Raw genomic sequence first — 19,183 nt, 5'->3', positions numbered from 1 at the left:
TGCGGGGAGATCAGGGTCTTCACCGGATGGGAACGCCATCGATCTGGCCGTGGATTCCGAGACGGCTGACACCGAGGCCAGCGGCCTGGGCGTCCTGACGGATCAGGGCGGCTGAGGCCTCTTCCACGCTGACATGGCCGGAGGCCAGCTGGGCCCAGTGCTTGTCGTCGAAGTGGGTTTGCAGCCACAGCATGCCGTTGGCCGTCAGGGCCAGCAGGCGGTAGCCCCCGGTTGTGGCGACCAGTGCGAGATCCAAGAACAAGCCCTGCGACCCAGCCATTAGGCCTGAGTGCGCAGGGCTCCGATGTCATTGTTGCTACAGCCGGTTCGCCTGGTCGGCGATCAGCGATCCCGAACCTGGCGGGCCGCCGCCTGCTGGCGCTGGTGGTAGGGGTTGCCACGGTATTGGAGAACGATGGATTCGTTCACCACACCAGGTTCGTGTTGGAGGGGCTCTTGGAACGTGATGCCCCGGTAGATGTGCTGAACCGGATCGTGGTCGGACGTTGGCGCCGGTTGGTCACCGTCGTGGCGAACACCCCGATAGACGAGAGAGGCTGGGGTCATGGTTGAGAGGCTCGATGGGAAGGGATCGCAGGTCTTGGAGCTGATACCGCTTCATGCAAAGGAGCGTTGCTTCGCCTCGCGGTGGGGCTACTTCCAACAGGCGCACCGGGTTTGGCCCAGGGCATGCCCAACGTTTTGTCCTTTATGCATTGTTAGCGCACTAATGATGTTCATGGCGAACGAACTGCCCGATTGCCGCGGGATCCGTCACAATCTGTTGGGTTCATAGCATCGGCAAGGTCGACCACGCCCATTGAGCACCCAGCCCTGATGACCATCACCCAGACCCCCTCCTATGGCGAACGGCTGATTGCCGATGCCCAGTTGATCTGCTTCGACAACCCCAGGATCGGTCGCGCCTACGAGGTGGCGATCGAGCTGCCTGAGTTCACCTGCAAATGCCCCTTCTCGGGCTATCCCGATTTCGCGGTGCTGCGCCTGATCTATCAGCCTGGCCCGCGGGTCCTGGAGCTCAAGGCGCTCAAGCTCTACGTGAACAGCTGGCGGGATCGCAGCATTTCCCATGAGGAAGTGGCCAATCGCATCCTCGACGACCTCGCCGCGGCCTGCGAGCCGGTCTGGATGCAGCTGGAAGCTGATTTCAATCCCCGCGGCAATGTCCACACCGTGATCAGGGTGAGCCAGGGGAACCGTCAGGCCTGCTGAGCCAGCTGGCTGGCCAGGCTGCGGCTCCGCTCCACTGTGGCCAGGAGCTCGGGAAGTTCCTGGGCCAGGGCGGTGAGGTTGCGGTTGCAGAGGCCCGCCAGGTGAAGCCGGCCCCGCTCAGGTTCAGCGATCGCCCAGAGCTGGCGGGTGGCGATCAGGCTGAGGCCACCGCCGACCAGGGCAATGGCGAAGCCGGCGTAGACAAGTGGTACGCCGGGATCCCGCTTCAGCAGCAGGCCACTGGCCGGCAGCACACTCACCACCCGCAGCGGCAGGCCCCCGATCTCGATGGGCTCGCCGCCGGGCACGATCTGACCGATCCGCTGGGCATCGGCGGCAAAGATCTCGACCGGACCCTGTTCGTTCCCCAGAGTGAGCAGCACGGGTTCGCTGCCATCGGGCCGGGTCGGCAGCGCCAGGCCCCAGATCTGTTCACCGAGTTCCGGCAGACTCCGCAGCGGCAGTTCCAGGAGGGGGCTGCGGCCGATCTGAACGGTGATCGCCGCCAAGGCCCAGTCCGCCTGATACACCGTCATCCCCCGGAAGCGCAGGGGGTGGTTGACACTCACCTCAGCGGTTTGCAGAGGTTCTTGATCGCCGTTCCTGAGCAGCAGGCTGGAGCGGAACTGTTCCGGCCGGCCGGCCGGATCCCGCTCGATCCGGAAACTCTCCACGGCCAGGTTGAGCTGGCTGACGCCCCTTGAATCCAGCAGGCTCAGCTCTCGCCCGGGGGCGAGAAACCGTTCGAGGCGCTGGCCACCCAGCGCGCCCCAGGCAGAGCCCACCATCAACACCACCATGCCGGCATGAACAAGCAGGGGGCCGACGCGGCCAGCCAGGCCACGCCTGGCCGCCAGCCGGTCCTGGCCCCGCTGCAGCTGCCAGCCCTGGGCCGTGAGCAGTTGCTCAAGGCTGCTCAGGTCTGAGCCTGGATCAGGACTTGAGATGGTCTCCGCCAGGCTCAGTTTGCTGAGCTGGCGTGGTGTGCGGTAATCGATCCAGCGCAGCGCCGCCTTCAGAGCGGGCCACTGGCGCCGCCAGCTGCACAACACCAGCGACAGGCCCAGCCAGGCCAGCAGGGCCAGGAACCAGTTGCTTGCGTAGACATGATCCAGCTCCAGACGCAGGATCCAGCCCCCATCGAGCAGGCCCAGCCAGGGGTGATTGTCGTAAAGCTGGTGATAGCGATCGACGGCCTCCTGCTGGGGAATCAGGGTGCCGATGCTGCTGCCCACGGCGATCATCAACAGCAAGCCGATCGCCAGGCGAAGATCGGAAATCCAGGCGAGCAGTCTCAGGGCCATCGAGCCAGGAGCGTGAGGGATCCGCTGGCCAGCAGCACCACGCCGCTGACCGGGGGTATCCAGCGGCTCAGGGCCCTGAAGGCCAGCAGGCGTTGCATTGAGGCCGCTGCCGTTCCGGCCAGCAGCAGCGGCACCACCTGGCCGGCTCCGAAGCAGGTGAGCAACACCATCGCCATCAGCGGTTGTCCATGCTGTGCGATCGAGCCCAGCAACACCGCCAGCACCGGCGTTGTGCAGGGACTGGCCGCCAGCCCGAAAGCCGCGCCGGCTGCCAGCGGGGCCAGGGGAGCGGGCATGCGGCGGCGCCAAAGCTCCGGATCGGGCCCACTCGGCAGGGGAAAGCGCAGCAGCCCAAGCAGGTTGAGTCCCATCACCACCGAAAGCACAGCCACCAGGGTGGGGATCACGCCGGGGATCTGGCCGTAGAGCCTGCCCAGCAGGGCGCTGGCCCCACCCAGCACCACGAGCGCCAGCACGATCCCACCGGCAAAACTGAGGCTGCGTTGCCAGGGACGGCTTTTCTGGCCGGGAAAACCCGCCATGTAGGCCACTGTGATCGGCAGCAGCGACAGGGAGCAGGGTCCCAGGCTGGTCAGCAGCCCTGCCCCGAAGATGATCGCCAGGGTGAGGGGGCCCGGGGCGTTGAGGGAACTGGCCGTGAGGTCTTCCCCCCAGCGGGCCAGATCGGCAATGAACAGCCCAGGGCTCGTCATCCGTGTCTTCGGAAACCGGGAGGCACAACGCCAGCCGGACAGAAAAGTCAGCCTATCGGGGCAGGGTTCACCCCAGCGGTGTGAGGGGGGTCTGGTCGCTGCTGCCGTTTGCGGGGGGGAGCATGGCCGTGTGCCGATTCGAGCGAACAGCGGATCAGCAGGCCAGCGGTGATCAGGCTGGCGAGCAGGGAGTTGCCGCCATAGCTGACCATCGGCAGGGGCAGGCCTGTGGTGGGCATGGCGCCACTGGCAACGGCGATGTTGAGGATCGACTGGCCCACCAACAGGCTGATGCAGCCGATCGCCACCAGCCTCTGCTGGTTGCTGCGGGAGCTCAGGGCCACCCGCAGGCCCACAAAGCCGAACAGCAGAAGGAAGATCAGTGCCACGAGGGAGCCCACGTAGCCGAATTCCTCGGCAAACACAGCAAAGATGAAATCGGTTGACTGGATCGGCAGGTACTGAAGCTTCTGGGTGGAGAGGCCGAACCCTTCGCCCAGCAGTCCACCCGAGCCGATCGCCAGCAGGCTCTGGACAAGTTGATAGCCATCTCCCTGGGCGTCTTGCCAGGGATTCAGAAAGGACACCACCCGAATCCGCTGATATTCGTTGATCAGGATGCTTGCGGTGCCGATCAGGCCACCGGCAACCGCTGTGCCGACCATCAGCAGCATGGGCAGTCCTGCGGCCAGGGCCAGCGCCCAGAGCAGCAGGCCGGTGAGGGCGGCTGTGCTCAGGTTGGGCTGCTTGAGGATCAACAGCAGCAGAACCGAGAAGATCCCCAGCCAGAGCACTTTCTGGTCGAGTCCGATGCGCTTCCAGTGGGCAAACAGGGAGGCACCCTGCAGAACGATGAACGGTTTGACCAGTTCGGATGGCTGGATCTGGATCGGTCCGATCACCAGCCAACGGCTGGCCCCGTTCACGGTCGTCCCAGCCAGGAGAGTGGCGGCGATCAGCAGTGCGCCCACAAGCACGGCCGGCCCAGCCAGGCGGAGCCAACGCCGCAGCGGTGTGCAGATCGCCAGCCACAGCAGGCCCCAGCTGGGAATCATCCAGATGGCCTGTCGTTTCAGGTAGTAAGCGGGATCGCCCATTTCCCGGGCGGCCACCCACCAGCTGGCGGAGGTCAGGATCAGCAGCCCCGCCAGGCACCAGATCGCCACCAGGCCCAGCAGCAGCCGTGCCTCGGCCGGCCACTGGGCCCAGGTCAGCCGGGAGTCATCGCCGAGCTGGGAAGCCGGCTCGACCTTGCTTGCGGCTGGCCGGGTCCTGGTGCGGGAGGTCACGGAACCGGACAAGGCGAAGGGAAAGAGGATCGGTCCCATTCAGCCGTGCCCAGGCGCTGGATGACAGGGGGCAGGGACAAAAAAAAGCCCGGCCATGGCCGGGCTTGCTGATCGATCAACGGAAGTTCAGTTGCCGACGTTGACCTGACGGCGCCCAGACACCAGCTCGACTTTGAGAATCTTGCCCCCTTGCTTCATGATCCGCTGCTGCTCAGCGAACCAGCTCTCATAGGGCACCCACTTGGTGAAGAAGGTGTTCTGAAGTTCTCTCTGGCTGCGCACCTTCTCCGGGCAAGGGATGCAGGCCGTGATCTTGAACAGGCGCATGAATGAATCCTCGCTGGATTAGGCGTCGTTTGGGGATCAGTTCCCGAGGCCTGAGCTGATGTAATCAAGGTAGACACCCAACTCACGGCCGGCGTCGGGACCGACCAGCGAGGCGGCCGTTTCCTTCATGGCCTGGATGGACTGGACCGTTGCGCCGATCGGTACCCCCAGGGAGTTGTAGGTCTCCTTGAGTCCATTGAGCACCCTTTCGTCCAGGATCGAGGTGTCACCCGCGAGCATGGCGTAGGTGGCGTAGCGGAGGTAGTAGTCGAGGTCGCGGATGCAGGCCGCATAGCGACGGGTGGTGTACATGTTCCCACCCGGACGGGTGATATCCGAGTACAGGAGGGTTTTGGCGACGGCTTCCTTGATGATCGCCGAAGCGTTCGAACCGATCGTTGCCGCAGCCCTGACCCGCAGTTCTCCGCTGGTGAAATACTGCTCAAGGCGTCCGATCGAGGAATCATCCAGGTAAAGACCCTGGACGTCGGACTGGTTGATGACGTTGGTGATCGCGTCTTGCATGGGTCCTGGGAAGAGGCGGGGGGCAGGGATGGGCGAGCCTCAGGAGAGGGCGCCGATGACGTAGTCGAAGTAAAAGCCAGCTTCTTCAGAGTCGGCTCCGGTGAGCAGGCCCATGGAGGCGTTCTTGAGCTCGCGCACGGATTCGGCCATGGCCTCCAGGGGAGTGCCGAGGGCTCGATACATTTCGCGGGCACCGATGATGCCGATCTCTTCGATGGGAGTCACATCTCCTGCCACCATGCCGTAGGTCACAAGGCGCAGGTAATAGTCGATGTCGCGAAGACAGGTGGCCGTCATCTCTTCGCCGTAGGCATTGCCACCGGGAGAGATCACGTCTGGCCGCTTTTGAAAGAGAGCGCCGCCGGCCTGCTTCACAATCCGCTCGCGGTTCTCGCTCAAGACCTGGGCCACCCGCAGTCGGCGTTGTCCGCCGGCCACGAAGGATTTGATCTGGTCGAGTTCGCCAGGGCTGAGATAGCGGGCTTCAGCGTCCGCGTTGATGATCGAGTTGGAGACGATGCTCATGCAGTTCTGCCTCGAAACAAGCGGCCGCCGATAAGGAGACCGAGATCCGGTAGGTAAGGGTGGAATGTCCTGACTGGCTGCTGACCGGCAACCTTGGTGGGGCTGCGCGGTTTGGCTTGAAGCCACGACATGACGACCGAACGGGCCGATCGCTCAATGATTCTGTGGCCAAGGGGCTGCCAGAGCGTGACGGTGGTAACAGTTCTTCACGCCGGGCAGATCTCGGAAACTCCTTTGCTGCCAAGGACTCTGGCGGATTCCTCCACCATCGCCACCCCATGGCAAATCAACGTTTTCACCACGACGATGCTGGCTTGAAGTTGATTTTTTCCAGTTGAATTGCATGCCGAATCAGCATCCCTTTGCAGGAACTGATCCGCCATGACAGAACATTCATCCCAGGCAGGTGTGCCTGAGCTTGTTCAGGTGAAGAGGGCTAGATCGCCCCCTTGATCGGTGGGGTCAGCCCCGCATTGCCTGCGTAGAGCGCTGCCGTGCGATTGACAGTGGTGATCGGGATGCCGTTCTCGGTGTCAAGGCCGCGGAGATAGGGGACCGTGTCCCGGCCGAAGCTCTCCGCGTACTCAAGGCTGTTGAGGATGTCATCAAGGGCGGCCCGCTGGCCCTGCTTCGCCCTGGTGGCCAGGAAATGGCTCACCTCCTTGGGTTGGCCGGCCCGGCCCAGCAGGGCCAGGAAGGCTGCGGCGGCAGCCCGCAGCGGGGCCATCTTCAGCAGCCGTTGCTGAAACAGATCTCCTGCTGCGATCAGCCCGACGAATTCCGAAACAGAGAGCTGGGCGTCGCGCAGCTGGGATTCGGCATCCCGGAGCCGCTCCGCTTCAAAGGGGATGCGATTGAGTAGCTGGCGGTAGCTGGCTTCGATCACTTCCTGGAGGGCCGTTTCATCGGCGTCCTGGCGCCAGCTGATCGGCTGCCCGAGTCCAGCCCTTCGGCTGAATCCCTGGGGCCTGGCCCCTTCCAGGGCCTTGGCCATCGCATCACCGGAGACCATGCGGCTGAAGCTGCCAGCGGCCTTGGCTGTCCAGTCACCGGGCTTGGGGCTCCAGCCGCTGGCCTGGGGAGGTGCCTTGGCGGAGCCTGGAGCGGCCCAGGCTGGGGTTGTGAAGGCGCTGACGCCCCGGGGGGTCTTCCAGCGGCGGGTGGGGGCAGGAGGCTCACGCAGGCCCTGGGAAGGCTGGGTGCTCAGGTTGGCGGACGCCGCTTCACCGCCGCTGATCGCGGCCCGCCAGCTGCCCACCACGCGCTCACGCCGCCGATCCGGCAGGTTGCGGACGGTGAGATCTCCGCTGCCTGTGAACTGGGTTGATGGGGCGACCTGGGGGCGACGCACCGGGGTCAGATCGGCCACTCCAGCGGTCTGGAGCGGCTGGCGCAGGGCGGGAATCCGACGGGCGTTCAGGTCGGCCGGGGTGACGAACCGTTCATAGGGGACGGTGTCCTGGCCGAAGGCGTCGTTGTACTCGCGGGTCTCGAGCATGGCGTCGATGACGCCGTAGAAACCCTGGCGGGCCGCGGTGTCGAAGTAGCTGTTGATCTCCCAGCGCCCGAAGGTGGGCCGGCCGATCAGGCGCCGATGCATCACTTCGATGGCCTTGGTGATGTAGAGGCCAGACCAGAAGCGCTTGCGGAACGCGTTGGAGCGGGCCACCTGGCGAATGAACTCCTTGAGGCTGATGTCGCCGTTTTCGAGCTTGATCTCCTCGACGGTGAGCTGTTCGCCGGCATAGCCGGTGGTGCCGAGAATCTGGACATACACGGCCCGGATCACCCCCTGGGTGCTGGCCTCGGTGTTGCGGACGCTCGGCTGGCCACCGCGGCGGGGCACGGAGCCACCGCCTGTGGCGATCTGCTGGAGGCGGACCACCCGGGGGCCCACCCGTCTTGGCGCGGAGGCCCGGAACTGCGGGCTGTCCATCTGGCCGGGCTGGGCCATGCCGTTGCCCACCAGGATCCGGCGCGTGTCGTAGCCGAAAGGCGCCGGCCGCGTGGCCACCGAAGCGGTGCCGGAGGGGAAGATCGCACCGAAGTTGAGACCGAGCGGATCATTGCCCCCGCCATAGACGTGTTGATCGGGCAGGGCCTGCCGGTAGGAGGCGTAGAGGGTGATGTACTGGGGGGCTCCTTCGAAGGGAGCACTGAACCGGAACAGCTTGCGGTTCGATCCCCAGCCGGCGCTCTCCTGGGCTTCTTCGCCGAGGTCGCGGAGGTAGGGAACGGTTTCTTCCCCGAACACCTGGCCGTACTCCAGGGTGTTGATCAGGGAATCGACCAGACCGGCCAGGCCCTGGTCGCTGACGATCGCGAAATAGCGGCGGAATTCCTCGATGGAGCTCACACCACGGCCGAGAAAATGGCGGAAGGCGAGCTCAACGACCCGGCTGTTTGAGAACCGTCCGTAGAACTGCTGGCGATACTCCTTGCTGCGGCCCAGGCTGCGGATGAATTCCCGCATCGGCAGTTGCCCCTGGGCCGTCTGGGTGGCCTCCACCGGGCTGATCACCTGGGAATAACCCTTGACGATGTCCCGTTCGAACACCTGGCGATAGGCCGCCCGGATCACCTCGGCCTTCTCCCGGCCGGAGAGGCCCGGCTTCATCACGAAGCGCTGGGGAGTTTCGGCCGCCAGGGCATAGGTGGCCGGCAACTGCAGGCCCTGGTTCTCCGGGCTGCCCAGCCGTTGCCTGGTGGAGGGGGTGGGGACCTCCAGCTCCTTGAGCAGCACGTTGAAGCAGGCGATCACCAGCTCGCGGGCTTCGGGCTCCTGGCGAAAGAGGTTCGCCGCGGCGGCCCGCATCTCCTGGATCGCCACATTGGTGGCGGCAAGGGAACAGCCCTTCTCCAGCACATCCCGAAGTCCACGGGTGTTCACCGCCAGGATGCTGGGGTCGCCGGCGACCACGGCATAGCCCACGTAGCGCAGAAACCAGCCCAGGTCGCGCAGCGATTTGCGCATGCGCTCGTTGCCATAACGGGCCACGCTGATCGGGCTGAAGCCGCTGGGCAGAACCACCCGCACGTCGGCGTCAGCCTGGACACCTTCCAGGATCCGGCCGAGCAATCCGCCGCCGCCGATGCCCTGGGCGAAGGTGCGGACGGAGGAGGCCGCTGCGATCTGGTCGGCTGCCAGGGGTGCCGTGGCACCGCTGCTGATCAGGGCAGGAGTGAGCGGAGCATCGAGATAGGAGAGCGGGGTGCCGCCGGCGAAGATCCGGTTGGCGGCCTTGGCCACGATCACATCGGCATTGGCCGACAGGCGACGGGCCGCCTCAAGGCGGATCACGCCGCTGTTGAAAAAAGTGATCAGGGTGTCGAGCTCTCCCTTTTCGGGGAAACGATCCTGTTGCTCCGCCTGACGGACGCTGGAGAGCGGCAGGGTGTCGTAGCGCTGAGGGGAAACCCTGCTGCTGCCGCTGCTGGCGGTCACGGACATGGAGGGGCGTGTACCGGGCCGAATCACGTTACGGCTCAGCTTCGGCCCGCCCCGAAGGCCATGAACAAATGTTTGCAGCAGGGCGTTTCCGCCAGGCGGTGCTGACTGCTCCTCGAGCTGGGTGGGGGAGCATGAAAGGCTCGCCAGACAGCCGGACGACCTTCAGCCATGCCCCAGGCTCCCGCCGATGCCGCCACCCCCGTGGTGAGTGCCTTCTACGACCGTTTCCCCTACCCCGGGGATCCGCTTCAGGATGGTCCGCCGCCCGGATACAACTGGCGCTGGTGCCATGCCGCCGCGTTCAGTGCCTGCACAGGTCGGCTGCCCGGCAAGGGCAGATTGCCACGCATCCTCGATGCGGGCTGCGGCACCGGGGTGAGCACCGACTATCTCGCCCATCTCAATCCCGGCTCTGAGCTTCTCGCCGTGGACATCAGCGCCGGCGCCCTGGATGTGGCGCGTGAGCGCCTGCGCCGCTCCGGGGGGGCTGCCCTGAGCGGCGGCCTGAGGATCGAACAGCGCAGCTTGCTGGATCTGGAGGGTGAAGCACCGTTCGATTACATCAATTCGGTCGGAGTGCTGCATCACCTGCGCGAACCCGAAGCCGGGCTTGCCGCCCTGGCTGATCTGCTGGCCCCCGGCGGGCTGCTGCATCTTTTCCTTTATGCCGATGGGGGGCGCTGGGAGATCCACCGCATTCAGCGCGCCCTTGAGGCTCTGGGGGTCGGAGCCGATCAGGAGGGTCTGCGGCTGGGCCGGATGTTATTGGCGGATCTCCCGGCCACCCATCGGCTGCGTCTCCATCACGAGCAACGCTGGGCCCTCGACACGGCAGCGGATGCCAATTTCGCCGACATGTATCTGCATCCCCAGGAGACGACCTACAACCTCGAGAGGCTGTTCCGCTTCGTGGCCAGCGCCGACCTGGAGTTCGTCTGCTTTTCGAATCCCCGGCAGTGGGATCCGGCGCGGCTGTTGAAAGGGGATCTGCTGGCCCGGGCCCAGGGTCTGCCGCTGCGGCAGCAATGGAGCCTGGTGGAGAGCCTCGATCCGGAGATCAGTCATTTCGAGTTCTTCCTCAGCAAGGGCCCGCTGCTGCAGACCCTCTGGAGCCAGGACGAGGAGTTGATCGCCGCCACGGGTCAGCGCAATCCCTGCCTCTGGGGTTGGCCCGGAGCATCCCTGCTGGATCCCGATCTGCTCCCGCTTGATCTGGAGCCGGATCAGCTGGACTTTCTCAAGGCCCTGGAGCTGGCGGGTGCCACCACACCGCTGGCTGATCTGAACCTGGGCTGGGATCGGCCCCGACTGGCGCGGGTGGCCCGGCAGTGCTGGATTCAACGGCTGCTGTTGCTGGCGCCGCCTGCCTGAAAGCAGCCTGCTGGGGCTGCGTGATAAATTCCGCTCGCCTTTCGCCGAGCTTTTAGGCGTTTGCAGGCTGCTTCTTCGGCAAGTATCAGACCCTCCGGCAGTTCATCTGTTCCAGGAGATTCACCGGTCGGAATCCAAGGTTTTCCAGAACTGCTGGAGCAACCCGCCGATCTGCTCGGTGAGCCCTCCGCATCGGCGGAAAAAAGCTCTGTTCTGGTGCTTGAAGCCGCTCCCACAGCTGCAGGCTCGGCCAGCCCTGGCCTGAGCCAACCCGAGCAGGCCCGATCTTCCGGTGGCCTCGATGACTACGTCCGCCTCCAGAACCGCCTGTTGCTGGCTACCCTGGCTCTGAGCGGAGTGGCCGTGCCCCTGACGGCCGTTCTGTTCGGTTTCGCCCAGGCGATCAGTCTGCTGGTGGGGTCCCTGGCCGGTCTTCTCTACCTGAGAATGCTGGCGCGGAGTGTGGCCCGGCTCGGCTCCGATTCCCGTTCCGTGGGCAAGTCCCAGCTGCTGGTTCCGGTTGTTCTCGTTCTCGCCGCCATCCGCGTTCCTGGCGCCGAAGTGATTCCCGCTCTTGTGGGATTTCTGCTTTACAAGCCGGCGATCCTGATCCAGGCCTTCCTGCCGGCCTAGCTCCCCACGGTTGCTTCGCCTCCCCCACGATCCGTCGCATCCGCGGCACCTCCCTTTCTCTCGATGGTCCCGTTGTCTTTCCCCCTCCCCTTTGCCGAGCTCGAGGTTGGACGACACCTCTACTGGCAGATCGGTGGACTCAAGATCCATGGTCAGGTCTTCCTGAGCTCCTGGCTGGTGATCGGGGCCCTGCTCGCCCTGGTGGTGGCCGGCACCCGCAAGCTGGAGCGGGACCCCCGCGGGGCCCAGAACCTGCTGGAGTTCCTGTGGGAATACCTTCGGGACATCGCCCGCGAGTACATCGGCGAAAAGGCCTATCGCGACTGGCTGCCGTTCATCGGCACGCTCTTCCTGTTCATCTTCGTGAGCAACTGGGGCGGCGCCCTGGTTCCCTGGAAGTTGATTCATCTGCCCAGTGGTGAGCTCGGAGCCCCCACCGCCGACATCAACACAACGATCGCCCTTGCTCTGCTTGTTTCGCTGGCCTACTTCTACGCCGGGTTGAGCCGCAAAGGATTCCGCTACTTCGAGTATTACGTCGAGCCGACGCCGATCATGCTCCCATTCAAGATCGTCGAAGATTTCACCAAACCCCTGTCGCTTTCCTTCCGTCTGTTCGGCAATATTCTCGCCGATGAGCTTGTGGTGGCTGTTCTGGCTTTCCTGGTGCCCCTGATCGTCCCACTGCCGGTGATGTTCCTCGGACTCTTCACCAGCGCCATCCAGGCCCTGATCTTCGCCACCCTGGCCGCCTACTACATCGGCGAGGCCGTCCACGAGGAGGCCCACTGACGACGGGCCCCAGGACGGGCCTGCCGATCGGAGCGTCCCAGCTCCACCCTCTGCTAAAACACCTGCGCGCAGGTCCGGTCGATTCCGGGCCCATCTCCCTCCGGTGAGATGTCCCCGGCGCCAGCTCCAACCCGCGCTCACCGGCGCCCCCCATCCCTTCGTTCCACCATGGATTCCATTACTTCCGCTGCGTCTGTTGTGGCTGCTGGTCTGGCCGTCGGCCTCGGCTCGATCGGTCCTGGCATCGGCCAGGGCACAGCTTCCGGCGGAGCCGTCGAAGGCATCGCCCGTCAGCCCGAGGCTGAAGGCAAGATCCGCGGCACCCTGCTGCTCTCCCTGGCTTTCATGGAATCGCTGACCATCTACGGCCTGGTGGTGGCTTTGGTGCTGTTGTTCGCCAACCCGTTCGCCGGCTGACGGCGAACGGTTGACCGCTTCATCACCTGTTCACTCCGCCGGGGATTTGTCCACGGCGAGCCTTCCTGATCTTTCCAGCGTTCCTGCCCCATGACCAGCTGGTTTCTGTTCGCCGCTGCCGGAGCCCCGGAAGGAGGTCTTTTCGACCTCGATGCCACCCTTCCCCTGATGGCGATTCAGGTGGTGGTTCTCACGTTCATTCTCAACGCCCTGTTTTTCCGACCTGTCGGACGCAACGTGGAAGCGAGAGAGAGCTTTCTGGCCACCACCCGCACTGATGCCAAGCAGAAGGTGCTTCAGGCCCAGCGCCTCGAGGCTGATCTGTCCAACCAGCTCAAGGAGGCCAGGCAGAAAGCCCAGTCTCTGGTTGTCGATGCTGAGGAGGAGATGGACAAGCTCTACCGCGCTGCCCTGGCCTCTGCTCAGGCTGAGGCCAATGCCAGCCGGGAGGTGGCCCGGCGTGAAATCGACCGTGAGCGGAAGCAGGCCCTTGGGCAACTGAAGGCTGATGCAGAGTTGCTCGGTGACCAGATCGTTCAACGTCTGCTGGCCGCAACATGATCGCCATTCCCTTTGCCCTTTCCGGTCTGATGCCCGCCTGGCTGGCCGTTGAAGGGGGTTTCGGTCTCAACCTCGATCCGTTCGAGACCAACATCATCAACCTTGCCATCGTCATCGCTGGCCTGGTCTGGTTTCTTCCCAAGGTGATGGGCTCCATTCTGGAGCGCCGCCGCGGCGCCATCCTCGCCGATCTCGAAGACGTCGAACGCCGGCTGCAGGAGGCGAATGCCGCCCTGCTCACCGCCCAGCAGGACCTGGCGGCCGCTCAGGCCAAGGCCGAACAGATCCGGATCGAAGGCAAGGCCAGGGCGGACGCCATTCGCCTGGACAGCGAGCAGCGCACCGTCGAGGAGATGGCCAGGCTCAAGCAGTCGGCTGCCGCCGACCTCGGTTCCGAAGCCGCCAGGGTCAGTGAACAGCTCCGCCGGGAGGCGGCACGCCGTGCGATCGAGCGGGCTCTCGATGTGCTTCCTGGCAAGCTCGATGCCAAAAGTCAGTCCCTGCTGATCGATCGCTCCATCAACACCCTGGGGAAAGGCTGATGCCGTTGCTCAATTCGATCGCCTCTCCCTACGCCGACGCCCTGCTTCAGGTCTCTGATCAACGTCAGGAAGCTGACCTGGTGGCCGAGCAGGCCAAACAGATTCTGGAGCTCTGGCAGGCTTCTCCCGAGCTTCGCGACACGATGACGTCTCCGGTGGTCGAACCGGACGCCAAGAAGGGAGCTCTGGTTGCCCTGTTCAACGATCAGGTGACACCCTCCCTGCTCAACCTCATGCAGTTGATGGCAGATCGCCAGCGCATCTCCCTGCTTGATGCTGTTCTGGTGAGGTTTCTCGAGCTCTTTCGTGAGCAGAGAGGGATCTCCCTGGCCAGTGTCATCTCAGCCACTCCGCTCAGCGAAGCCCAGCAGGACAAACTGAGAGCCAAGGTGAAGGCCGTGGCCGGCACTGAATCGGTCGAGTTCGATCTCAGCGTTGATCCTGCACTGATCGGTGGCTTCGTCGTCAGCCTGGGTTCCCAGGTGATCGATGCGAGCCTGGCCGGTCAGGTCAGGCGGCTCGGCCTTGCCTTGGCCAAGGCCGGCTAGATCTCGCCCTGCGGTTCTCCATCCAGTTCCCTTTCCCTTCCATCCCTCCTCTTCCATCGCCTCCCCGAGCGGGGATCTGAATCCATGGTTTCCATCCGTCCCGACGAGATCAGCGCCATCCTCAAGCAGCAGATCGAGGACTATGACAAGTCCGTTTCGATCAGCAACGTCGGAACCGTTCTGCAGGTGGGTGACGGCATCGCCCGCGTTTACGGGCTCCAGCAGGCCATGGCTGGCGAGCTGCTGGAGTTCGAGGACGGCACGGAAGGGATTGCCCTCAACCTCGAGGACGACAACGTCGGCGCCGTGCTGATGGGCGAAGGCCTTGGGATTCAGGAGGGCAGCACCGTCAAGGCTTCCGGTCGGATCGCCGAGGTGCCCGTCGGCGAAGCGATGCTCGGCCGGGTGATCAATCCTCTTGGTCTGCCGCTGGATGGCAAGGGGGAGATCGCCACCACCGAAACCAGGCTGATCGAATCGATGGCCCCCGGCATCATTCAACGCAAGTCCGTCCACGAGCCGATGCAGACCGGCATCACCGCGATCGACGCGATGATCCCGATCGGACGCGGCCAGCGTGAGCTGATCATCGGTGACCGGCAGACGGGCAAAACCGCCATCGCCATCGACACCATCCTCAACCAGAAAGGGGAGGACGTGGTCTGCGTCTACGTGGCGATCGGTCAGAAGTCCGCTTCCGTCGCCAACGTGGTCGACGTGTTGCGTGAGCGCGGCGCCCTTGATTACACGGTGGTGGTGGCGGCCAGTGCGTCTGAGCCTGCCGCCCTTCAATACCTCGCCCCGTACACCGGTGCCGCGATTGCCGAGTACTTCATGTACAAGGGCAAGGCCACCCTGGTCGTTTACGACGACCTCACCAAGCAGGCCCAGGCCTACCGCCAGATGTCGCTGCTGCTGCGCCGCCCGCCCGGCCGCGAGGCTTATCCCGGTGACGTGTTCTACTGCCACAGCCGCCTGCTCGAGCGGGCCGCCAAGCTGTCCGATGCCATGGGCAAAGGCAGCATGACCGCCCTGCCGATCATCGAAACCCAGGCCGGTGACGTCTCGGCCTACATCCCCACCAACGTGATCTCGATCACCGACGGCCAGATCTTCCTCACCTCGGATCTGTTCAACTCGGGCCTCCGGCCAGCGATCAACGTGGGCATCTCGGTGAGCCGGGTCGGCGGCGCTGCCCAGACCAAGGCGATCAAGAAGATCGCCGGCACCCTCAAGCTGGAACTGGCCCAGTTCGATGAACTAGCGGCGTTCTCCCAGTTCGCCTCCGACCTCGATGCCACCACCCAGAAGCAGCTGGGCCGTGGCAAGCGCCTGCGCGAACTGCTCAAGCAGCCCCAGTTCAGCCCCCTGATCCTCGCCGAGCAGGTTGCGGTGGTCTATGCCGGCGTCAAGGGCCTGATTGATGAAATTCCCGTCGATCAGTGCACCATGTTCGTGCGTGAATTGCGTGAGTATCTGAAGTCGAATGCTTCGGCCTTCGTGGAGCAGGTGCAGACCGACAAGCAGATGAGCGAGGCTTCCGAGGAACTGCTCAAGGCAGCGATCAATGAAGTGAAATCCACCCTGCTCGCCACCGCCTGAGGCACCTGAACCATGGCCAACCTCAAGGAAATCCGCGACAGGATCAGTTCGGTCAAGAACACCCGCAAGATCACCGAGGCCATGCGCCTCGTCGCTGCGGCCAAGGTCAGGCGGGCCCAGGAGCAGGTGCTCCGCTCACGGCCCTTCGCCGATCGCCTCGCCCGCATGCTGGAGAACCTCCAGTCGCGGCTCCGCTTCGAAGATGTGAGCGGCACGCCCCTGCTTGAGCAGGAGCGTCCCCTGCGCCACATCACCCTCGTTGTGGTGAGCGCCGATCGCGGCCTCTGTGGCGGTTACAACGCCAGCATCATCAAGCGCAGCGAGCAGCGTTTCGCTGAGCTCACCGGCAAAGGCTTCACCGTTGAGATGGTGCTGATCGGTCGCAAGGCCACCACCTATTTCAAGAACCGTTCTTATCCCATCCTCGCCACCTTCACGGGGCTGGAGCAGGTTCCAACCGCCGAGGATGCTGGCCGGATCGGTGATGAGATTCTGGCTGAATTCCTTTCAGGCAGCACCGACCGCGTCGAGATGATCTACACCAAATTCGTCAATCTGGTCAGCAGTGCTCCCGTCGCCCAGACCCTGCTACCCCTGGATCCCCAGGGGATCGCTGCCCAGGACGACGAGATCTTTCGACTCACCACCCGCGAAGGCCAGCTTGCTGTCGAGAAGGGCCCGTCCGGTGTCAACGAAGTGCCGCCGCTCCAGCCTGAATTCGTGTTTGAGCAGAGTCCGGATCAATTGCTCAATGCTCTGCTGCCGCTCTACCTCGATAACCAGTTGCTCCGTTCTCTCCAGGAGGCCGCGGCCAGCGAGCTGGCCAGTCGGATGACGGCGATGAACAACGCCAGCGACAACGCCAAGGAGCTCGCCAAGACCCTCACCCTTGATTACAACAAGGCTCGGCAGGCGGCCATCACCCAGGAGATCCTGGAAGTGGTGGGTGGTTCGGCGATGGGTTGAGCTGACACTTCAGATCCAGCCCCTGTTCCCTCTGGCGCTCGGTAGTGTCCGGCTGGGCCCAGATCCGCTTGTCACCGCCGTGATGATGCAGGCGGTGCTGAAGCTGCGTGGTCCGGCCCGCAGCAATCCCGATCCCGGTTGTGCCTGGACCGGTGATCTCAACGGGGTCTGGCAGGTCCATCTGCTGCCGGAGTTTGATTGGCTGCGCCACCGGGTGGAGGCGGAGGCCTGGCATTACCTCGAAGCTCTCGGCTTTGAGCTGAACCAGGTGGATCTGTTCATCCAGCGCGCCTGGCCAGTGGTGAGCGAGCAGGGTCTGGAGGTGGGGCGGCACCACCACCCCAATGCCCATCTCAGTGCGGTGTTCTATCTCAATGGCGATGGCAGTGGGCTCGGTGGTGCGCTGCGGCTGTTCGCGCCCCGGCAGGTGAATGAGCTGGTGCCTGGTCTCGGTGTCGGCCATGGCGGCCCGATCGCCGTGGAGCATCCCCTCAATGCCCCCTGGCTGGATGTGGCCCCTGAAGCTGGGCTGCTGGTTCTGTTCCCGGCCAGCACCGACCATGCCGTCACCGTCAATCAGGATGGCGAGAACGTGCGGCTGTCGATCAGTTTCGATCTGTTCCTCTGCGCCCGTGCCCGACCGGATCGAGCGAATCCTGCTTCCGAGTACCTGGCCCCCCACCCCGAACACTGGACCCCCCTCTCATCTGCCCGCCATGCCTGAAAGCTTCACTGTCGTCGCCGAGCTGGGCGGCACCCTGCACACCTTCCCCTGCCGTGATGATCAGACCGTGCTGGCGGCGGCCGAGCTGGCGGGCGTCCCCTTGCCCAGTTCCTGCTGTGCGGGCGTCTGCACCACTTGCGCGGCCAGGATTCGAGCGGGCTCGGTGGATCAGTCAGAGGCGATGGGGGTGAAGGCGGAGCTCCAGAGCGAAGGTTTCGCCCTTCTGTGCGTGTCCTATCCCCGCAGCGATCTGAACCTGCTGGCGGGTCAGGAGGATGCCCTCTATCAACGGCAGTTCGGCCAGTTCCAGTCGTGAGCAGGGTTTCTGGAAGCCGGCGGCCCGTCTCTCCGCGGTGTCGATGAGGCTCGAAGCGTTGGAGATCTGGCTGGAGGCCGCTCCGGGTCCGCTGCTTCCCCAGCTTCTCGCTGCCCTGGCCCACCACGGTGAACCGCTGCGCTGGTCCGTCACCGCCGTTGAGCCGCAGGGGGCGGCAGGGGCTGGCTCCGGCCACCAGTCAGGCCGCCGGCGACTCCGGCTCGAGGCGATCATGCTGTGTTCCTAGCTTCCGCGGCGCCACTCCCCACCCTGCTGGTGATCCCGACCGGGATCGGTTGCCGCATCGGTGGATTTGCCGGAGATGGGCTGCCGTCGGCCCGGTTGCTGGCGGCTGCCAGTGGTTGCCTGATCAGCCATCCCAACGTGCTGAACGGAGCCGCCCTCTACTGGAGCGACCCTCGCTTTCACTACGTCGAAGGCTGGGCGCTCAACCGCTTCGCCCGGGGCGAACTGGCCCTGGCTCCGGTGCGTCGTCAACGGGTGGGTCTGCTGCTGGATGCGGGGATCGAGCCGGACCTGCGGCTGCGCCATCTTCAGGTCGCCGATGCCTGCAGGGCCACCCTTGGCCTGTCGATCGGCCCTGTGGTGATCACCGATCAGCCGGTTGAGGTGGCTCTGACCCGGGGGGCCAGTGGGGCGAGCTGGGGACAGCTGGGCCATCCCGAGACGTTGCTGCGCGGCGCCGAGCGGCTCTGCCGGGAAGGGGCAACAGCAATCGCGGTGGTCACCCGTTTCCCCGACGAGGCCGGCAGCGAGGCCCTGCAGGCTTACCGGCAGGGGAGCGGCGTGGACGCCCTGGCTGGAGCCGAGGCGGTGATCAGTCACCTGCTGGGCTGGCGGCTTGGCCTGCCCTGTGCCCACGCACCTGCCCTGGCGCCGCTGCCCCCGGAGCCGGAGCTTGATCCACGCGCTGCCGCTGAGGAACTGGCCCACACCTTTCTGGCCTGTGTCCTGGTGGGGCTGAGCCGTGCACCAAATCTGATCCGGCTCGGATCAGCCTTCGCCGCCGCCGCTGCACCGGTTGACTCGGCGGATCTTCTCCATCCCAGCCGGATCGGGGCGGTGGTGGCTCCGGCCGGTGCCCTGGGCGGCGAGGCCGTGCTCAGCTGTGCAGAGCGCGGGATCCCCCTGATCGTCGTGGAGGGCAATCCCTCTCTGCTGTCCGTCACGGCGGAAGCCCTGGGCCTGGAGGCGCTCGCCGTGGCCAGCTACGCGGAGGCGGCCGGCCTGGTGCTGGCCCTGCGGGAGGGGCTGGCGCCGGAATCGCTCAGCCGCCCCCTGGTGCCCCTGCGGCCCCTGGAGGCTGGTTGAACGTTGCGAGGG

General features: G+C 64.9%; 24 protein-coding genes. 14 read left to right on the top strand and 10 right to left on the bottom strand.

Annotated features, from left to right (window positions below; all coding sequences use genetic code 11):
- Positions 1-19 precede the first annotated feature (19 nt).
- Complete coding sequence (locus KQ307_RS02295) at positions 20-256, bottom strand: hypothetical protein (RefSeq protein ID WP_259726792.1); 237 nt, start codon at positions 254-256, stop codon at positions 20-22.
- 86 nt (positions 257-342) lie between these two features.
- Positions 343-567, bottom strand: a complete 225-nt coding sequence (locus KQ307_RS02290; RefSeq protein ID WP_259726791.1) for a DUF4278 domain-containing protein — start codon at positions 565-567, stop codon at positions 343-345.
- Positions 568-843: 276 nt separating this feature from the next.
- Here KQ307_RS02290 and queF point away from each other — a divergent pair, with 276 nt between their 5' ends.
- On the top strand, positions 844-1,233 hold the full coding sequence (queF, locus tag KQ307_RS02285) for a preQ(1) synthase (protein ID WP_259702188.1): 390 nt from the start codon (positions 844-846) through the stop codon (positions 1,231-1,233).
- Here queF and KQ307_RS02280 read toward each other — a convergent pair.
- From KQ307_RS02280 to KQ307_RS02245, 8 genes are all read right to left on the bottom strand, one after another.
- On the bottom strand, positions 1,221-2,537 hold the full coding sequence (locus tag KQ307_RS02280; protein ID WP_259726790.1) for a cytochrome c biogenesis protein ResB: 1,317 nt from the start codon (positions 2,535-2,537) through the stop codon (positions 1,221-1,223). The genes queF and KQ307_RS02280 overlap by 13 nt on opposite strands.
- Positions 2,528-3,250 (bottom strand): cytochrome c biogenesis CcdA family protein, encoded by a 723-nt coding sequence (locus tag KQ307_RS02275; RefSeq protein ID WP_259702047.1) that lies wholly within the window; start codon positions 3,248-3,250, stop codon positions 2,528-2,530. Before KQ307_RS02275 ends, KQ307_RS02280 begins: the two co-directional genes overlap by 10 nt.
- A 47-nt stretch (positions 3,251-3,297) precedes the next feature.
- Positions 3,298-4,578, bottom strand: coding sequence for an FtsW/RodA/SpoVE family cell cycle protein (locus tag KQ307_RS02270; RefSeq protein WP_259726789.1), 1,281 nt, complete (start codon positions 4,576-4,578; stop codon positions 3,298-3,300).
- Between the two features lie 87 nt (positions 4,579-4,665).
- Complete coding sequence (locus tag KQ307_RS02265; protein ID WP_255087356.1) at positions 4,666-4,866, bottom strand: phycobilisome linker polypeptide; 201 nt, start codon at positions 4,864-4,866, stop codon at positions 4,666-4,668.
- Between the two features lie 36 nt (positions 4,867-4,902).
- The gene (gene apcB, locus KQ307_RS02260) at positions 4,903-5,391 is read right to left on the bottom strand and encodes an allophycocyanin subunit beta (protein ID WP_255087355.1); all 489 of its coding nucleotides are present in this window, start codon (positions 5,389-5,391) and stop codon (positions 4,903-4,905) included.
- A gap of 39 nt (positions 5,392-5,430) precedes the next feature.
- Complete coding sequence (locus KQ307_RS02255; RefSeq protein ID WP_259702048.1) at positions 5,431-5,916, bottom strand: allophycocyanin; 486 nt, start codon at positions 5,914-5,916, stop codon at positions 5,431-5,433.
- Between the two features lie 206 nt (positions 5,917-6,122).
- Positions 6,123-6,299 (bottom strand): hypothetical protein, encoded by a 177-nt coding sequence (locus tag KQ307_RS02250; protein ID WP_259726788.1) that lies wholly within the window; start codon positions 6,297-6,299, stop codon positions 6,123-6,125.
- Between the two features lie 53 nt (positions 6,300-6,352).
- On the bottom strand, positions 6,353-9,367 hold the full coding sequence (locus tag KQ307_RS02245; protein WP_259726787.1) for a phycobilisome rod-core linker polypeptide: 3,015 nt from the start codon (positions 9,365-9,367) through the stop codon (positions 6,353-6,355).
- Positions 9,368-9,535: 168 nt separating this feature from the next.
- Here KQ307_RS02245 and KQ307_RS02240 point away from each other — a divergent pair, with 168 nt between their 5' ends.
- The 13 genes from KQ307_RS02240 (at position 9,536) to KQ307_RS02180 (ending at position 19,171) form a co-directional block, all read left to right on the top strand.
- A complete protein-coding gene (locus KQ307_RS02240) occupies positions 9,536-10,738 on the top strand; it encodes a trans-aconitate 2-methyltransferase (protein WP_259726786.1) in 1,203 nt (400 codons plus the stop codon).
- 216 nt (positions 10,739-10,954) lie between these two features.
- Positions 10,955-11,371: a hypothetical protein gene (locus KQ307_RS02235; RefSeq protein WP_259726785.1), complete on the top strand. Its 417-nt coding sequence runs from the start codon at positions 10,955-10,957 to the stop codon at positions 11,369-11,371.
- 63 nt (positions 11,372-11,434) lie between these two features.
- Positions 11,435-12,163 carry a F0F1 ATP synthase subunit A gene (gene atpB, locus KQ307_RS02230; protein ID WP_259702052.1) on the top strand — a complete coding sequence of 243 codons (729 nt, stop codon included), beginning with the start codon at positions 11,435-11,437 and terminating at the stop codon, positions 12,161-12,163.
- Between the two features lie 168 nt (positions 12,164-12,331).
- The gene (atpE, locus tag KQ307_RS02225) at positions 12,332-12,580 is read left to right on the top strand and encodes an ATP synthase F0 subunit C (RefSeq protein WP_071801201.1); all 249 of its coding nucleotides are present in this window, start codon (positions 12,332-12,334) and stop codon (positions 12,578-12,580) included.
- A gap of 90 nt (positions 12,581-12,670) precedes the next feature.
- On the top strand, positions 12,671-13,141 hold the full coding sequence (locus KQ307_RS02220; RefSeq protein WP_259702053.1) for a F0F1 ATP synthase subunit B': 471 nt from the start codon (positions 12,671-12,673) through the stop codon (positions 13,139-13,141).
- Positions 13,138-13,683 carry a F0F1 ATP synthase subunit B gene (locus KQ307_RS02215; RefSeq protein WP_259726784.1) on the top strand — a complete coding sequence of 182 codons (546 nt, stop codon included), beginning with the start codon at positions 13,138-13,140 and terminating at the stop codon, positions 13,681-13,683. The genes KQ307_RS02220 and KQ307_RS02215 overlap by 4 nt, the downstream gene beginning before the upstream one ends.
- A complete protein-coding gene (gene atpH / locus KQ307_RS02210; protein ID WP_259726783.1) occupies positions 13,683-14,231 on the top strand; it encodes an ATP synthase F1 subunit delta in 549 nt (182 codons plus the stop codon). The genes KQ307_RS02215 and atpH overlap by 1 nt, the downstream gene beginning before the upstream one ends.
- An 84-nt stretch (positions 14,232-14,315) precedes the next feature.
- Complete coding sequence (atpA, locus tag KQ307_RS02205) at positions 14,316-15,833, top strand: F0F1 ATP synthase subunit alpha (protein WP_259702056.1); 1,518 nt, start codon at positions 14,316-14,318, stop codon at positions 15,831-15,833.
- A gap of 12 nt (positions 15,834-15,845) precedes the next feature.
- Positions 15,846-16,799, top strand: coding sequence for a F0F1 ATP synthase subunit gamma (locus KQ307_RS02200; protein ID WP_259726782.1), 954 nt, complete (start codon positions 15,846-15,848; stop codon positions 16,797-16,799).
- Positions 16,780-17,523 (top strand): 2OG-Fe(II) oxygenase family protein, encoded by a 744-nt coding sequence (locus KQ307_RS02195; protein ID WP_259726781.1) that lies wholly within the window; start codon positions 16,780-16,782, stop codon positions 17,521-17,523. Before KQ307_RS02200 ends, KQ307_RS02195 begins: the two co-directional genes overlap by 20 nt.
- Complete coding sequence (locus KQ307_RS02190; RefSeq protein ID WP_259702059.1) at positions 17,516-17,839, top strand: 2Fe-2S iron-sulfur cluster-binding protein; 324 nt, start codon at positions 17,516-17,518, stop codon at positions 17,837-17,839. Before KQ307_RS02195 ends, KQ307_RS02190 begins: the two co-directional genes overlap by 8 nt.
- Positions 17,799-18,086, top strand: a complete 288-nt coding sequence (locus tag KQ307_RS02185) for a hypothetical protein (RefSeq protein WP_259726780.1) — start codon at positions 17,799-17,801, stop codon at positions 18,084-18,086. The genes KQ307_RS02190 and KQ307_RS02185 overlap by 41 nt, the downstream gene beginning before the upstream one ends.
- Entirely contained in the window at positions 18,077-19,171 is a 1,095-nt protein-coding gene (locus tag KQ307_RS02180; protein ID WP_259726779.1) for a DUF3326 domain-containing protein, read from the top strand. The genes KQ307_RS02185 and KQ307_RS02180 overlap by 10 nt, the downstream gene beginning before the upstream one ends.
- Positions 19,172-19,183 lie beyond the last annotated feature (12 nt).

It is taken from the genome of Synechococcus sp. CS-1326, from assembly GCF_025128115.1.
In the GTDB taxonomy this organism is placed as follows: Bacteria; Cyanobacteriota; Cyanobacteriia; order PCC-6307; family Cyanobiaceae; genus Regnicoccus.
The sequence above is the reverse complement of the archived record's forward strand: the minus strand, read 5'-3'. Positions and strand labels throughout refer to the sequence as shown.

What these genes read in the sequence shown, in the direction of transcription:
- KQ307_RS02280 (WP_259726790.1), bottom strand. Translation starts at nt 2,537, where the DNA reads ATGGCCCTGAGACTGCTCGCCTGGATTTCCGATCTTCGCCTGGCGATC.
- KQ307_RS02290 (WP_259726791.1), bottom strand. Translation starts at nt 567, where the DNA reads ATGACCCCAGCCTCTCTCGTCTATCGGGGTGTTCGCCACGACGGTGAC.
- KQ307_RS02200 (WP_259726782.1), top strand. Translation starts at nt 15,846, where the DNA reads ATGGCCAACCTCAAGGAAATCCGCGACAGGATCAGTTCGGTCAAGAAC.
- KQ307_RS02250 (WP_259726788.1), bottom strand. Translation starts at nt 6,299, where the DNA reads ATGGCGGATCAGTTCCTGCAAAGGGATGCTGATTCGGCATGCAATTCA.
- KQ307_RS02245 (WP_259726787.1), bottom strand. Translation starts at nt 9,367, where the DNA reads ATGTCCGTGACCGCCAGCAGCGGCAGCAGCAGGGTTTCCCCTCAGCGC.
- atpA (WP_259702056.1), top strand. Translation starts at nt 14,316, where the DNA reads ATGGTTTCCATCCGTCCCGACGAGATCAGCGCCATCCTCAAGCAGCAG.
- apcB (WP_255087355.1), bottom strand. Translation starts at nt 5,391, where the DNA reads ATGCAAGACGCGATCACCAACGTCATCAACCAGTCCGACGTCCAGGGT.
- KQ307_RS02240 (WP_259726786.1), top strand. Translation starts at nt 9,536, where the DNA reads ATGCCCCAGGCTCCCGCCGATGCCGCCACCCCCGTGGTGAGTGCCTTC.
- KQ307_RS02270 (WP_259726789.1), bottom strand. Translation starts at nt 4,578, where the DNA reads ATGGGACCGATCCTCTTTCCCTTCGCCTTGTCCGGTTCCGTGACCTCC.
- atpE (WP_071801201.1), top strand. Translation starts at nt 12,332, where the DNA reads ATGGATTCCATTACTTCCGCTGCGTCTGTTGTGGCTGCTGGTCTGGCC.
- atpB (WP_259702052.1), top strand. Translation starts at nt 11,435, where the DNA reads ATGGTCCCGTTGTCTTTCCCCCTCCCCTTTGCCGAGCTCGAGGTTGGA.
- KQ307_RS02255 (WP_259702048.1), bottom strand. Translation starts at nt 5,916, where the DNA reads ATGAGCATCGTCTCCAACTCGATCATCAACGCGGACGCTGAAGCCCGC.
- KQ307_RS02265 (WP_255087356.1), bottom strand. Translation starts at nt 4,866, where the DNA reads ATGCGCCTGTTCAAGATCACGGCCTGCATCCCTTGCCCGGAGAAGGTG.
- KQ307_RS02215 (WP_259726784.1), top strand. Translation starts at nt 13,138, where the DNA reads ATGATCGCCATTCCCTTTGCCCTTTCCGGTCTGATGCCCGCCTGGCTG.
- KQ307_RS02275 (WP_259702047.1), bottom strand. Translation starts at nt 3,250, where the DNA reads ATGACGAGCCCTGGGCTGTTCATTGCCGATCTGGCCCGCTGGGGGGAA.
- KQ307_RS02185 (WP_259726780.1), top strand. Translation starts at nt 17,799, where the DNA reads ATGCCCTCTATCAACGGCAGTTCGGCCAGTTCCAGTCGTGAGCAGGGT.
- KQ307_RS02190 (WP_259702059.1), top strand. Translation starts at nt 17,516, where the DNA reads ATGCCTGAAAGCTTCACTGTCGTCGCCGAGCTGGGCGGCACCCTGCAC.
- KQ307_RS02220 (WP_259702053.1), top strand. Translation starts at nt 12,671, where the DNA reads ATGACCAGCTGGTTTCTGTTCGCCGCTGCCGGAGCCCCGGAAGGAGGT.
- atpH (WP_259726783.1), top strand. Translation starts at nt 13,683, where the DNA reads ATGCCGTTGCTCAATTCGATCGCCTCTCCCTACGCCGACGCCCTGCTT.